At 65.2% G+C, this 13,075-nt stretch carries 12 protein-coding genes; 6 read left to right on the top strand and 6 right to left on the bottom strand.

Features of this window, described 5'->3' with window-relative positions; translation table 11 throughout:
- Positions 1–2: 2 nt before the first annotated feature.
- The 5 genes from AWY79_RS12610 to AWY79_RS12590 form a co-directional block, all read right to left on the bottom strand.
- The gene (locus AWY79_RS12610) at positions 3–350 is read right to left on the bottom strand and encodes a tRNA (adenosine(37)-N6)-threonylcarbamoyltransferase complex ATPase subunit type 1 TsaE (RefSeq protein WP_335343123.1); all 348 of its coding nucleotides are present in this window, start codon (positions 348–350) and stop codon (positions 3–5) included.
- 164 nt (positions 351–514) lie between these two features.
- Positions 515–964, bottom strand: a complete 450-nt coding sequence (locus AWY79_RS12605; protein ID WP_066804482.1) for a CBS domain-containing protein — start codon at positions 962–964, stop codon at positions 515–517.
- The gene (locus AWY79_RS12600; protein WP_066804480.1) at positions 964–2,508 is read right to left on the bottom strand and encodes an NAD(P)H-hydrate dehydratase; all 1,545 of its coding nucleotides are present in this window, start codon (positions 2,506–2,508) and stop codon (positions 964–966) included. The genes AWY79_RS12605 and AWY79_RS12600 overlap by 1 nt, the downstream gene beginning before the upstream one ends.
- Positions 2,509–2,538: 30 nt before the next feature.
- The gene (locus tag AWY79_RS12595; RefSeq protein WP_066804477.1) at positions 2,539–2,913 is read right to left on the bottom strand and encodes a holo-[acyl-carrier-protein] synthase; all 375 of its coding nucleotides are present in this window, start codon (positions 2,911–2,913) and stop codon (positions 2,539–2,541) included.
- 3 nt (positions 2,914–2,916) lie between these two features.
- On the bottom strand, positions 2,917–3,642 hold the full coding sequence (locus AWY79_RS12590; RefSeq protein ID WP_066804475.1) for a pyridoxine 5'-phosphate synthase: 726 nt from the start codon (positions 3,640–3,642) through the stop codon (positions 2,917–2,919).
- Between the two features lie 148 nt (positions 3,643–3,790).
- Between AWY79_RS12590 and AWY79_RS12585 the strand changes: the two genes are divergently transcribed.
- Complete coding sequence (locus tag AWY79_RS12585) at positions 3,791–5,155, top strand: UDP-glucose dehydrogenase family protein (RefSeq protein WP_257721340.1); 1,365 nt, start codon at positions 3,791–3,793, stop codon at positions 5,153–5,155.
- A 76-nt stretch (positions 5,156–5,231) separates the two neighbouring features.
- Here AWY79_RS12585 and AWY79_RS12580 read toward each other — a convergent pair whose 3' ends face one another.
- Complete coding sequence (locus tag AWY79_RS12580) at positions 5,232–5,447, bottom strand: hypothetical protein (RefSeq protein ID WP_066804471.1); 216 nt, start codon at positions 5,445–5,447, stop codon at positions 5,232–5,234.
- A gap of 327 nt (positions 5,448–5,774) precedes the next feature.
- Here AWY79_RS12580 and AWY79_RS12570 point away from each other — a divergent pair, with 327 nt between their 5' ends.
- From AWY79_RS12570 to AWY79_RS12550, 5 genes are all read left to right on the top strand, one after another.
- Positions 5,775–6,275: a chemotaxis protein CheW gene (locus tag AWY79_RS12570; RefSeq protein ID WP_066804466.1), complete on the top strand. Its 501-nt coding sequence runs from the start codon at positions 5,775–5,777 to the stop codon at positions 6,273–6,275.
- Between the two features lie 138 nt (positions 6,276–6,413).
- Complete coding sequence (gene mfd, locus AWY79_RS12565; protein ID WP_335343122.1) at positions 6,414–9,857, top strand: transcription-repair coupling factor; 3,444 nt, start codon at positions 6,414–6,416, stop codon at positions 9,855–9,857.
- 3 nt (positions 9,858–9,860) lie between these two features.
- Complete coding sequence (locus AWY79_RS12560; RefSeq protein ID WP_066804459.1) at positions 9,861–10,988, top strand: peptidylprolyl isomerase; 1,128 nt, start codon at positions 9,861–9,863, stop codon at positions 10,986–10,988.
- Between the two features lie 98 nt (positions 10,989–11,086).
- Positions 11,087–12,058 (top strand): SurA N-terminal domain-containing protein, encoded by a 972-nt coding sequence (locus AWY79_RS12555; protein WP_066804456.1) that lies wholly within the window; start codon positions 11,087–11,089, stop codon positions 12,056–12,058.
- Positions 12,055–13,053 carry a helix-turn-helix domain-containing protein gene (locus AWY79_RS12550; RefSeq protein WP_066804453.1) on the top strand — a complete coding sequence of 333 codons (999 nt, stop codon included), beginning with the start codon at positions 12,055–12,057 and terminating at the stop codon, positions 13,051–13,053. Before AWY79_RS12555 ends, AWY79_RS12550 begins: the two co-directional genes overlap by 4 nt.
- Positions 13,054–13,075 lie beyond the last annotated feature (22 nt).

Below are 13,075 nucleotides of genomic sequence, written 5' to 3'. Positions count from 1 at the left end.
CGCTACTGCTCTTCCTGATGCGGTTCTCTCCGAGTGCGCAGGGCGTCAAGGGCCTGCTGCGCCGTTCCTCCCATTGCATGCAACACGAGGCTTCGTCCAGTGTCCGAGGGTGTCCATTCCAGGAAAATGGCCTCATCGGGCCAATATTTCCGGGGCAGGTACTGTATCCACTCCACGACGGTGATCGTTGCCGGGTCCTCCAGGCAGTCGAACAGGGCGTCGTCCGGCTCCATCCCCTCCAGACGGTAGAGGTCGAAGTGAGCCACCCGCGGCTCCGTGGGATACAGGTTGCAGATGTTGAAGCTGGGGCTTGAGACCTCGGCCATGTCCGCGCCGGGCAGGGATTCCACGAAACCCCTGACCAACGTGGTTTTGCCCGATCCGAGTTCTCCTTGCAAGAGCAAAGCCGGGGGGCGTGCATTCCGGACAGGATCGAGGCCAGGGCGCGGCCCAGGGCCACGGTGGCCTCGCTGTCCGCAAGGTGCAGGGTGACGGCCATTCCGGACTGCCGCGCCTAGCCCTTGAGCAGGGTCTTGAGTACGTCTTCCTTGCCGACAACGCCCACCAGGGCGCCGTTGTCGATGACGGGCAGGGTGTAGAGTTTCTCGTTGGCCATCATGGTGGCGATGTCCTCGATGGAGGTCTCGGGGGTGATGAAGGTCGGGGTCGGGGTCATGGCCTCGGAGACCTTGGTGGCCGCGATCTTGGTCATCTCTCGCTCCAACTCGTCGTGGGAGGAGAGGGGGAAGACCCCGTCCAGCAGGGTGAAGAAGGAGGGCAGGGTGACCTTCTTCTGCTGGGCCACCAGGTCGGACTGGCAGAGCACGCCGACCACGGTGCCTTCGTCCACCACGGGCGCGCCGTTGATCTTCTTTTCCAGAAGGGTCTTGGCCGCTTCGGTGATGTCGGTGTCCGGGGTCAGGGTGATGCAGTCGGTGGACATGATGTCTTTGGCTTTCAGCATTAATCGAGCTCCTTGATGAAGGCTGCCGCGGCGTGGGGCAGCGTGTTGGCTATTTCGGACGCGAGATTGCCGCGTTCGGGAAATTCGTGATTCAGGTATTCTCCGGCCAACCCGTGCCAGAAGACTCCGGCGCAGGCGGCTTCCATGGGCGTGAGCCCGCGGGCCATGAGCGAGCCGATGACGCCGGACAGGACGTCGCCCGAGCCGCCCACGGCCAGGTTGGGCTCGGCAAAGGGGCTGACGCAGGTCAGGTCCGGGTCGGCCACCAGGGTGGCCGCGCCCTTGAGCACCAGGGTGGCGTCGCAGCGGGTGAGAAATCGGTTGACCGCGCCGATGCGGTCCGCCTGGATGGCCGGCGCGTCCGTGCCGAGCAGCCGGGCCATCTCGCCGGGGTGCGGGGTGAGCACGGTCCGTTCCGCCAATTGGGCCAGGCCGCCGGGGGCCGAGGCCAGGGCGAACAGGCCGTCCGCGTCCACGACCACGGGCAGGTCGCAACCGGCCAGGAAGGCGAGGACGAAGGCCGTTGCGGCGGGCGTGCGGCCCATGCCGGGCCCGAGGACCACGGCGTCGAACCGGGCAAGTTCGGGGGCCAGGGCCGTGGTCATGGCCGGGGTCCAGTCCTCGCCGTCGCCCAGGGGCAGGGTCATGATGTCCGGGGAGCCCGCCTTGACCGCGTCGGCCAGCCCGGCGGGGCAGGCCACGGTGGCCAGTCCGGCCCCGCTGCGCAGCGCGCCCAGCGCGGCCAGGTGCGGCGCGCCGGTCAGTCCCCGGCTGCCGCCCACGATCAGGACGTGCCCGCCCTTGCCCTTGTGCATGTCCGGGGCGGGCGCGGGGACGACGTCCATGATTTCGCCGGTGAGCAGGTGGTGGCGGACCGGGTTGTCCTCCTGGACCTTGAGCGGGATGCCGATGGGGCAGACGTGGAGGTCGCCCGCGTAGGGCGCGGCCTCGGGCATGAGCAGGCCGAGCTTGGGCGACTGGAAGGTGGCCGTGGCGTCGGCCAAGACCGCCTCGGGCAGCGGACGCCCGGTCAGGCCGCTTAAGCCCGACGGGATGTCCACGGCCAGCACGAAGGCGCGTTCGCCGAGCCGGTTCACGGTGCGGACCAGGGCCAGCACGTCGTCGCGCAGCTCGCCCTCGAATCCGGTGCCGAGCAGCCCGTCCACGATCACGTCGGGTTGGGGCAGGGCGGCGAGGTCCACGCCGGAAAGATGGAACAGGGGGACGCCGAGTTTCTGCGCCCAGAGCAGGTTGGTGCGGGTCTCGCCCCGGTAGCGCTTCTTGGGCTTGGTGTGGAAGACCGTGACTTCGGCCCCCAGGTCGGCGAGGTGCCGGGCCATGGCGAAGGCGTCGCCGCCGTTGTTGCCGGACCCGGCAAAGCAGTGGATCACCGCGCCGGTCACCGGGCCGAACTCCTCCAGGAGGACGTTGACCGCCTCGCGCGCGGCGCACTCCATGAGGGTCACGCCGGGGATGCCGACGGTCTCTATGGTTTCCCTGTCCCACAGGGCCATTTCGGCGGGAGTCGGGAGGGGCAGCAGCATGAATACTCCTGAATGTTGGGGGTTTCCGGGCTATCCTTCCAGTATCACGGTGGCGGCGGCGGTGTCACGGGAGTGGGTCAGGGAGACGTGCGCGCCCGTCACGCCCATGTCCTCGCATCGGGCCAGCCCCTCGCCGAGGAAGTAGATCTCCGGCTTGCCGTTGGGGTTGTGGATGATCTCCACGCACTTGAAGTGGATGCCCTGGGCAAAGCCCGTGCCGAGCGCCTTGACCGCAGCTTCTTTGGCCGCGAACAACGCCCCCAGCCGGGGGACCGGGTTCTTTTCCGGCAGCTGGGCCAGCTCGCGCTCGGTCAGCACCCTGGCCGCGAACTTGCGGCCGAAGCGGTTCCAGAGATCCCGGATGCGGTCCAGCTCGGTCAGGTCGATGCCCGTTCCCAGTATCATCCGCTAGTCCGCGAAGGTCCGGATGAGCCCGGCCATGTCCCTGACCGCGCGGTCCAACCCCACGTAGATGGCGCGGGCCATGATGGCGTGGCCGATGGAGTACTCGCTGATGCCGGGGACGTCCTTGAAGTTCAGGATGTTGCGGTAGTTCAGGCCGTGGCCGAGGTTGACCTTGAGGCCCACGTCCTTGGCCAGGGCCACGCCCTTGATGATCTTTTGCAGCTCCACCTGGCGCGCGCCGTATTCCTTGGCGTCGGCGTAGTGGCCGGTGTGGATTTCGATGAACTCCGCGCCCGTGGCCACGGCGGCCTCGATCTGCTTGGGGTCGGCGTCGATGAACAGGCTGGCGCGGATGCCCTTGTCGTGGATGGGGGCCAGGAACTTCTTGAGCTCCTTTTCGCGGCCGATGCAGTTCAGGCCGCCCTCGGTGGTCAGTTCCTGGCGCTTTTCCGGCACCAGGCAGACCATCTCCGGCATGACGGACAGGGCGATGGACTGCATCTCCTTGGTCGCGGCCATCTCCAGGTGCAGGCGGGTGTTGCAGGTCTTCCTGATCAGCTCCACATCGCGGTCCTGGATGTGGCGGCGGTCCTCGCGCAGGTGGACGATGATGCCCGTTGCCCCGGCCATCTCCGCCATGTAGGCGGCGGTTACGGGTTCGGGCTCGATGCCCATTCTGGCCTGGCGCAGGGTGGCCACATGATCGACGTTGACAACGAGTACCGGCATCTTATCATCCTCCGAGTGCCTGATTGCGTAGTATCCCCATTGATTAAGTCACCTGGGTCCGAATGGCAATAGTTGTACCAATCCGGCAACAATTCTCTCTCATATTGACGCGCTTGCCGGTACGGGGTATCGGCTTGGCCTGACAAGAATAGAAACCCTATCCGGAGCATTACCTATGAATGTATGCATTGTCGGCACCGGCTACGTGGGACTTGTTTCCGCGGCCTGCTTCGCCGAAATGGGAAACAATATCTTCTGCGTGGACGTCAACCCCAAGGTCGTGGAGACCCTGGAGAGCGGCAAGGTCCACATCTACGAGCCGGGCCTCGAAGACCTGGTCAAGCGCAACACCGAGCAGGGCCGCCTGCACTTTACCACCGACTTGGGCGAGGGCATGGCCGAGGCCGAGGTGGTCTTCATCACCGTGGGCACCCCCTGCGGCGAGGACGGCTCCTGCGACCTGAGCTACGTGGACGCCGTGGCCCGCGAGATCGGCCGGAAAATGACCTCGCCCAAGATCGTGGTGGACAAGTCCACCGTACCCGTGGGCACCGCCGACCGGGTGCGCGGGATCATCGCCGGGGAGCTTGCCGAGCGCGGCGAGGACATCGCCTTCGACGTGGTCTCCAATCCCGAGTTCCTCAAGGAGGGCGACGCGGTCAACGACTTCATGAAGCCCGACCGGGTCATCGTCGGCACCGGGGACGAGCATTCGGCCAAGACCATCCAGTCCCTGTACGCCCCGTTCGCCCGCAGCCGCGAGAAGCTTATCGTCATGGGCGTTCGCTCTGCCGAGATGACCAAGTACGCGGCCAACTGCATGCTGGCGACCAAGATTTCCTTCATCAACGAAGTGGCCAACATCTGCGAGCGGGTGGGGGCGGACGTGTCCGAGGTCCGCGCCGGCATCGGCTCCGATTCCCGTATCGGCTACTCCTTCATCTACCCCGGCGTGGGCTACGGCGGCTCCTGCTTTCCCAAGGACGTCAAGGCGCTCATCGGCACCGCCGCCGAGCACGGCTACGACGCCCGCCTGATCCGCTCCGTGGACGAGGTCAACAACGCCCAGAAGCACGTCCTGGCCGACAAGATCAAGGCGTACTTCGAGCCGCAGGGCGGGGTGAAGGGCCGCACCCTGGCCATCTGGGGCATCGCCTTCAAGGCCAACACCGACGACATCCGCGAGGCCTCGGCCATTGAGGTCATCAAGGACCTGACCGCGCTGGGCATGAAGGTCCGGGCCTTCGACCCGGTGGCCAACGCCCGCGCCCGCGGAGAGATCGGCCACCTGGAGAACCTGGAAATCGTGGACAGCCAGTACGCCGTGCTGGACGGGGCGGACGCCCTGGCCGTGATCACCGACTGGAACCAGTTCCGCAACCCGGATTTCGACCGCATCAAGGCGGCCATGACCGCGCCCCTGGTCTTCGACGGACGCAACCTGTACGTCCCCGAGCGCATGGGCAAGGCGGGCTTCGCCTACTTCTCCATCGGCCGCACGCCCGTCGAATAGGGCGGCTCGGCCGCAGCCGTAAAAAAACTCCCCGTCTCGGCAGAGGCGGGGAGTTTTGCGTTGGTTCGGGAAACGTCTAGGAACGGCCCTTGAAGCAGGTCCGGTATTGCAGTTCCTGGAGGATAACCCTCTCGTATTCCGGGTTGTATTCCAGGTCCGTCTGTTCCGCCTGATCCAGCATCCTTGCAAGCTGTTGGGTTTCCTCCCAGAAGTCGAGAAGTTCGTCGTCGGCCAGGGTTTTTACCTGAGCCTCAAGGGTGTCGTTGTCGCTGAAACTGGCGTATTGACCCATATATTGTAGCCTGCCCTCTTTTTCGAAAAGTGAAAAAAATCAGATAAATAGATGTGTAGTGCGACTTACGTTAGCCCTTTATCCCATAAGCGTCAACCACGCAGTACGGGCGCGATGGCAGAAAAGTCACAACAGAGTCGTTTCATTGGCGAAAAAAGCGGGGGAGGCGGGCCGGGCCGGGTCGGGCAGGGATGGAATGGCGACTCTTTCCAAGGATTCCGAACGGCTGGATATTCTCATTGACAAAAAAGGGCAGGGTTGCCAAATTCTGAAGCTGTCGGCGCGGTGCCAGTTCTACTTGTTTGACTCTCTCAAGACGGGGATGCCATGAACTTGGAAGCTGAAGATATTTTCGACGCCGAAGAAGTCGAAGTCGATCAGGAGTTGATCCAGCTGGTGACCTTCAGCATCGGCGACGAGGAGTTCGGGGTCAACATCCTCCAGGTCCAGGAGATCATCCGGACCATGGAGATCACCAACGTTCCGCGCGCACCGGAGTTCGTCGAAGGGGTCATCAACCTGCGCGGCAAGGTCATTCCCATCGTGGACATGCGCCGCCGGTTCGGCCTGCGCTCCAAGGAGCACGACAAATATACCCGGATCATCGTCATCGAGATCGACATGATCATCGTCGGGTTCGTGGTCGATGCGGTCTCCGAGGTCTTGCGCATTCCGGCCAACTCCGTGCAGCCCCCGCCGCCCGTGGTGGCCGGGATGGATTCCGACTACATCGACGGCGTGGGCAAGCTCGAGGACCGGCTCCTGATCCTGCTCGACATGGACTCCCTGCTCGACAACGAGGAGAAGGAGGCGCTGGGCGCCGTCTAGTCCGACCATTTTCTTGATGACAAGCCGTCCTGCTCCCGCTAGGGATGAGGCGGCTTTTCTGTTTTCCGAGAAAGAGACAGGCAAACCGCCGCGCGAAAACCCATGCCAGCACATTTCCCCAAAGACATATCGGACTTCATGAAGGGGACCGTCGATTCGGTCCGCGTCTTCAAAAGCGGCCCCGGCTCCCAGGCCCTGCTCGCGGTCTCCCTGCTGGCCGAGGGGCGGGACGTGGTCGTGGTCGTGCCCGGCGTGACCGAGTACCGGGAGATGCAGGCGCTGCTGACCCTGTTCTCCGTCGGCAAGCTCGGGGGGCTCGAGCAGCCCTCCTGGGAACGGGAGTGGATTTTCCTGCCGCCGTACCTTTCCAGGACCCCGGAACCGCAGGGATGGGGCGAGCGGTGGGCGGCCCTGTATGGCCTGGTCTACCGCGACGGCCCGCGCGGCGTGCTCATGACCGCCGACAACCTCCTGCCCCATTGGCCGGACGAGAACGTCCTGCGCGAGAACTGGGCCACCCTGACCAAGGGCGAGGAGATGTCCCCGGACATCCTGCTCGAACAGCTGGTCTCCTGGGGTTACGTCCGGCGCAAGCTGGTCACCGACTCCGGCGACATGGCCATGCGCGGCGACATCCTCGACATCCACGCGCCGGGTTACGAACTGCCCCTCCGGCTGGAGTTCTTCGGCGACGTGCTGGAGGAGATCCGGCTCTTCGACCCGGCCAGCCAGCGGTCCAAGGCGGACCTGCAGGAGGCCGTGCTCCTGCCCGTGGCCCCGTGCATCACCTCCGGGGACCGGGCCTTCCGGGCCAGGGACCAGTGGGACAAGCTGCGCCGCACCGGGGAGATCACCCCGGCCCAGGAGCAGGTCCTGTCCGAGCGGCTGGACAACAACGACGGCTTCATCTGGCCCGGCCTGTATTACGATTCTCCGGTGGGGCTGGAGAGCTTCCTGCCCCGCGATGCCTCGTTCCTGCTCTCTTCCGGCGGCGCGCTGCGGGCGCGGCTGGAGGACCGGGACCAGGCGTGGCGCGATTTTCTGAAGGAGGAGGAGCGGGACAAGGGCGTGACCCTGCCCAAGCGGTTCGTCATCCGCTCCCACGACGTGGCGCGCAAGGCGTGGCAGTCCGCGCGTCAGATGGTCTTCGAGGAGCTGACCATCGGCCGCGAAAAGAGCGGCCTGGACCTGCCCGAGACCCCGTACAGCGATTTCACCGACATCTTCTGGCAGCCGGAGGCGTCCCGACGCCCCTGGGCCGCGCTCATGGCGGGCATCAAGGAGTGGCAGAGCGGGGGCGAGACCACCATCCTGAGTTTCCGCACCCAGCGCTCGCGGACCAAGTTCCTGACCCTGACCGAGCAGGAGAACCTGCCCGTTACCCTGGAGTACGTGCCGGGCCGCCCCGGCCTCTACGCCCTGGTCTCCCCCCTGCGCAAGGGCATGGAGATCGGCTGGAACCGGACCCGCGTCCTGGGCGAGGAGGTCCTCCAGCCCCAAGCCGCCCGGGCGCGGACGAGCGGCGACAAGGCGTTCAAGGGACTGGACCGCTACGAGGACCTGTCTGAGGGCGACCTGCTGGTCCACCGCGACTACGGGCTGTCCCAGTTCGGCGGGCTGCACCATCTTTCCATAGGGGAGGGGGCCAACGACTACCTCCTGCTGTTCTTCTCCGGCGAGGACAAGCTCTACCTGCCCGTGGACCGGCTCAACCTCGTGCAGCGGTTCAAGGGCCCGGAGGGGGGCAGGACGCCCGCCCTGGACAAGCTCGGCGGGAGCCGCTGGGCCAACACCACGGCCAAGGTCCGCAAGGCCATCGAGAAGATCGCCCATGAGCTGGTGGAAATGTACGCCTTCCGCCGGGTGGCCAAGGGGTACGGCTACGGCCCGTTGGACGACATGTACGCCGAATTCGAGGCCACCTTCGGGTTCGAGGAGACCCCGGACCAGGAGAAGGCCGTCAACGACGTGTTCCGCGACATGGAGAAGCCCGAGCCCATGGACCGGCTGGTCTGCGGCGACGTGGGCTTCGGCAAGACCGAGGTCGCCCTGCGCGCCGCGTTCCGGGCCGCCCTGGAGGGCCGCCAGACCGCCTTGCTCTGCCCGACCACGGTCCTGGCCGAGCAGCACTACCAGACCTTCACCCGGCGCATGGAGGGTTTTCCGGTGCGCGTGGGCATGCTCAGCCGGTTCGTCTCGCCCAAGCACCAGAAGACCGTGCTGGAGGCGGCCGCGCGCGGCGAAATCGACATCCTCATCGGCACGCACCGCATCCTGTCCAAGGACGTGGAACTGCCCAACCTCGGGCTGCTCATCCTGGACGAGGAGCAGCGGTTCGGCGTCAAGCACAAGGAAAAGCTCAAACATTTCAGGCAGAATATCGACGTCCTGACCCTCACGGCCACGCCCATCCCCCGGACCCTGCAACTCTCCCTGTCCGGCATTCGCGGGCTGTCCGTCATCGAGACCCCGCCCGTGGACCGCAAGCCCGTGGAGACCGCCATCATGGAGCGCGAGGACCTGGAGCTGAAGGCGGTCCTGCGCCGCGAGCTGGACCGGGGCGGCCAGGTGTACTGGGTGTACAACCGGGTCAACGGGCTGGCCCGCGTGGCGGACTACGTCAAGGGGCTGGTCCCGGACGCCAAGGTGGGCATGGCCCACGGCCAGATGGGCGAGAAGGGGCTGGAAGAGGCCATGCGCGACTTCTGGCACGGCGAGCTGGACGTGCTCGTGTGCACCTCCATCGTGGAATCCGGCCTGGATTTTCCCAACGCCAACACGCTCATCGTGGACCAGGCCCAGCTCTTCGGCCTGGGACAGCTGTACCAGCTCCGGGGCCGGGTGGGGCGCAGCGAGCGCCAGGCCTATGCCTATTTCGTGGTCCCGTCCGTCAGGGATATTTCCGAAATCGTGCGCAAACGCTTGCGAATCATTCTGGACATGGATTATCTGGGGGCAGGTTTCAAGGTGGCCATGGAGGATCTGCGGCTGCGCGGCGCGGGCAACATCCTGGGCGAGGCCCAGTCTGGCCAGATCGCCAAGGTCGGCCTCGAACTCTTCCTGGAAATGCTGGAGGAGGAGGTCGCCCGGATTCGGGGCGAGGAGCACGCGAGGGTCTCGGACCCGGAATTGAATTTCGTGTTCGAGGCGCATATCCCCGGCGGCTACATCCCGGATTCGAGGGAGCGGCTGCGCTATTACCGGGCGCTGTCCTCGGCCTCCTCGGACATGGAGCTCAGGGAATACGAGGCCGAGATCCGCGACCGGTTCGGCCCGCTGCCGGACGAGCTGGACGCCTTCTTCGGCGTGCTCAAGCTCAAGCGGACCCTGTCCCGGCTCCAGGCCGCCAGGGCCGAGCTGTATCCCGGCAGGGCCGTGATCACCTGGAAGGAAAACGCCATCGCGGCCAGCCCGGAAAGGCTCATCGGCTGGGTCGGCGAACGGTCCGAGACGACCAGGCTCCTGCCTCCGGCCAAGCTGGAGATCCGCTACGGCGACGCGCCGTCCATGCGCGAGGCCCTGGAAACCACCGCGGCCGACCTGGAAGGGCTGCTCGACGGGGAAAAGCAACAAGGCAAGTAACGAATGATCAAGCTACGCAATATATCGGTCCTGCTCCTTCTGGCGTTCCTGCTGGGCGCGTGCTCCGGCGATTCCGACGACATGGGCATAGTGGCCCGCGTCAACGGCGAGCCCATCTACCTGACCCAGCTGGAGTTCCAGCACGATCAGTTCCAGGCGGACAGCGTCGGGACCTATGTCCCCAGCGTGGAGAAGCTGCGCAACGAGTACGGCGAGATCCTGGCGGACCTCATCGTCCAGGAGCTGGTGGTCCAGGAGCTGGGACGCCGCGACCTGGCCGTGACTGACGAGGAGCTGCGCGAGGCCGAAGAGACCGTGCGCAAGGACTACCCGGAGGGCGCCTTCGACCAGGTCCTGGTGGAGGAGTATATCGACCTCAAGGCGTGGCGCCGCCAACTGCGCTACTACCTGGCCCAGAAGAAGTTCTTTCACCAGGTTCTGCGGGCGCAGATCAAGATCGACTACAAAGAGGCCGAGAAATACTACCGCGACCATATTTCCGATTTCTACCTGCCCGAGAGCCTGCGCGTTCTCGTGGTGCGCGGCCCCAGCCGGGAGCTGGTGGTCAAGGCCGTGGAAAAATACCTCAAGGACCATGACCAGGTGAACCTGGCCACGGCCTTTGGCGAGGTCGAGACCCGCGAGGTGGTGGTCCGGGAAGGGCGGCTCTCCGCCCCCTGGCGCAACGCTTTGGGCGGGCTCAAGCCGGGTCAGGCCAGCGACGTGCTCACGGACCGCTTCGGGTTCGAGGCCCTGGTCCTGCTGGAGCGCAGCGAGGCCAAGGTCCTGCCCCCGGCCCAGGCCTACCCGCTGGTCGAGGAAGCGCTGTTGGAGAAGAAGCTTCAGCATGCCTTCGAGGAATGGCTTTCCGGTGCATTGGCCTCGGCGGACATCAAGGTCAGCGAACATCTGCTGAACGCCGCCGAAAACAGCGACGACGTGCCGCCCGTGGAGATGCTTCCCGACGGACGGGAGTCCGAACCCGAGGCGGTGGAGCCGGACGTGATGCCCGAGGAACCGGGCGTCGAGTCCGACGCCGAGCAGGGCGGCATGCACGACGGTCTGGGGGAGCCCGGCCAGGGCGACGAAACCATCCCCCTGGATCAGGTCGGCGAGGATACGGGCATCTGATCGGCCCGCTCGTTGCATACTCGGCGCAAACCGACTAGAATCCGACAACGATTCCGGCGAGAGGGGTTTCTCTCCCGCCATTTCAAGGAGTAGAATGCGTGGTTAAAGTACTTTCCTTGCTCATGGGAGCCATGCTCATGCTATGGCCTGCCGCATCGCAGGCGAACGATACGGTCATCAACCGCATCCTGGTAAAGATAAACGATTCCATCATCACCCAGTACGACCTGGATGAAGAGATGAAGCCGGTGCTCGACAAGATCGGCGACCGGCAGCTCTCGGCAAAGGAGCAGCAGCAGCTCGAGGGACTGCGCAAGCAGGCCCTGGAGAACCTGGTCAACGACATCCTCATCAAGCAGGAAGTGAACAGGTTCGGCATCGACGTGACCGACGAGGTCATGGACAAGGAGATCGAGCGGGTGCGCAAGGAGCGGGAGCTGACCCTCGAGGAGTTCGAGGAGGTGGTCAAGGAGGACGGGTTGACCATGGAGGAGTTCCGGACCCGCCTCAAGGGTATCCTGGAGAAGCAGGAACTCATCGGCCACATGGTCAACAGCAAGGTCCTGGTCACCGACACCGAGATCCAGGATGAATACGAGGCGCGCAAGGGCGACTACACCATGGACAAGATGGTCGAGCTGGCCATCATTCTCCTGCCGCCCGAAAAGTCCGCCGTCGAGGTCCGCGATGAAATCGAGTCCGGTGAGGTCACCTTTGCCGAGGCCGTGACCAAGTACAGCGTCGGTCCGGGCAAGGAGCAGGGCGGTTCCATCGGCGAACTCAGCTGGAACGACCTGGCCCAGGAATGGAAGGATTCCCTGCAGGGGGTCAAGCAGGGCGGCGTGGGCCAGCCCCTGACCATCCAGGGCAGGGAAGCGCTGCTTTCCCCGGTGAAGATAGACGAGGACAAGATGGTCCCCCTGGAGGAAGTCCGGGACGGCATCTATAATGACCTGATGCAGAAAAAGCGGGAGACCGTGTTCACCGAGTATTTCGAAAAGTTGAAGCGCAGCTCGGTCATCGTGTACATGGATGATTCACTCAAGCCCGACAACGGAGTAGCCCAATGAACTTTCAGGAACTCGGCGAAACCCTGCAACGCGAACGTGAGGCAAAGGGGCTGACCATCAAGACGGTCATGGAGGCCACCAAGATCAGCCGCGTCATCCTGCTCGCCCTGGAGAGCGGCGACCGCTCCAGCCTGCCGCATCCCGTCTACACCAAGGGATTCGTCAAGAGCTACGCGCGACTGCTCGGCCTTGACCCGGACGAACTTTCCATGGTCGTGGACCGCGAATTCCGTCTCACCGAGCCGGAATCCACGGACATCACCTACGACGTCTCCCCCAACGCGGAGAAGGCCTTTCAGGGCAACGAACCGGCCGCCGGGCGCAAGCGTTCCGTCTGGCCGTCCATCCTCATCGTCGTGGCCTTGTGCTGCGCCGTGATCATCCTGGTCCTGAACCTGAACCGGGCCAAGACCCCGGAGCCGGTGCAGCCCGCGCCCGCGGTCCGGACCGAGGAAGCGCCCGTTGCGCCCGAACCGCCGGCCGAGGTCGCGCCGGAAGGGCAGGAAGCCCAGCCCGCCGTGGAAGGCGAGCAACCCGCCGAGGACAAGGCCGCCGAAAGCCTGCCCGCTTCGGAACAGGCCGCACCCGAGGTCAAGCCCGAGGAAAAGTCTGCGGACAAACTCGCTGCCAAGGCGGAGACCAAGCCGGTTCCCGCCGCGCCCGCGCAGCCCGCCCCGGCCGCCGCCGAGGAGGGGGCCGACGAAGAGGCGGCCATCACCCAGGAGGGCGTACCCGCCGAGGCCAAGTACGCCCACGTGCTGATCATCCGCGCCACCACGGACAAGGGGTGCTGGATCGGCGTGTGGCGGGGCGAGGAGAACAAGCTGGCCCGCGATTTCGTGCTCCGCAAGGGCGAGCCGCTGCGGCTGATGTTCAACAGCCCGCGCCGCATCCGCATCGGCAACGTGGCGGGCGTGACCGTGACCTACAACGGCCAGCCGTATCCCCTGGACTCGAACAAGAGCAACATCCAGACCCTGACCTTCGGGATGTAGCCGCGCCGCGCGGATCGGAACA

Source organism: Pseudodesulfovibrio indicus, from assembly GCF_001563225.1.
In the GTDB taxonomy this organism is placed as follows: domain Bacteria; phylum Desulfobacterota; class Desulfovibrionia; order Desulfovibrionales; family Desulfovibrionaceae; genus Pseudodesulfovibrio; species Pseudodesulfovibrio indicus.
This window is presented reverse-complemented; position numbering and strand designations above follow the sequence as displayed.

Coding starts and splice junctions, on each gene's coding strand:
- AWY79_RS12600 (WP_066804480.1), bottom strand. CDS start 2,508: ATGCTGCTGCCCCTCCCGACTCCCGCCGAAATGGCCCTGTGGGACAGG.
- AWY79_RS12605 (WP_066804482.1), bottom strand. CDS start 964: ATGCTGAAAGCCAAAGACATCATGTCCACCGACTGCATCACCCTGACC.
- mfd (WP_335343122.1), top strand. CDS start 6,414: ATGAAGGGGACCGTCGATTCGGTCCGCGTCTTCAAAAGCGGCCCCGGC.
- AWY79_RS12570 (WP_066804466.1), top strand. CDS start 5,775: ATGAACTTGGAAGCTGAAGATATTTTCGACGCCGAAGAAGTCGAAGTC.
- AWY79_RS12590 (WP_066804475.1), bottom strand. CDS start 3,642: ATGCCGGTACTCGTTGTCAACGTCGATCATGTGGCCACCCTGCGCCAG.
- AWY79_RS12560 (WP_066804459.1), top strand. CDS start 9,861: ATGATCAAGCTACGCAATATATCGGTCCTGCTCCTTCTGGCGTTCCTG.
- AWY79_RS12580 (WP_066804471.1), bottom strand. CDS start 5,447: ATGGGTCAATACGCCAGTTTCAGCGACAACGACACCCTTGAGGCTCAG.
- AWY79_RS12595 (WP_066804477.1), bottom strand. CDS start 2,913: ATGATACTGGGAACGGGCATCGACCTGACCGAGCTGGACCGCATCCGG.
- AWY79_RS12550 (WP_066804453.1), top strand. CDS start 12,055: ATGAACTTTCAGGAACTCGGCGAAACCCTGCAACGCGAACGTGAGGCA.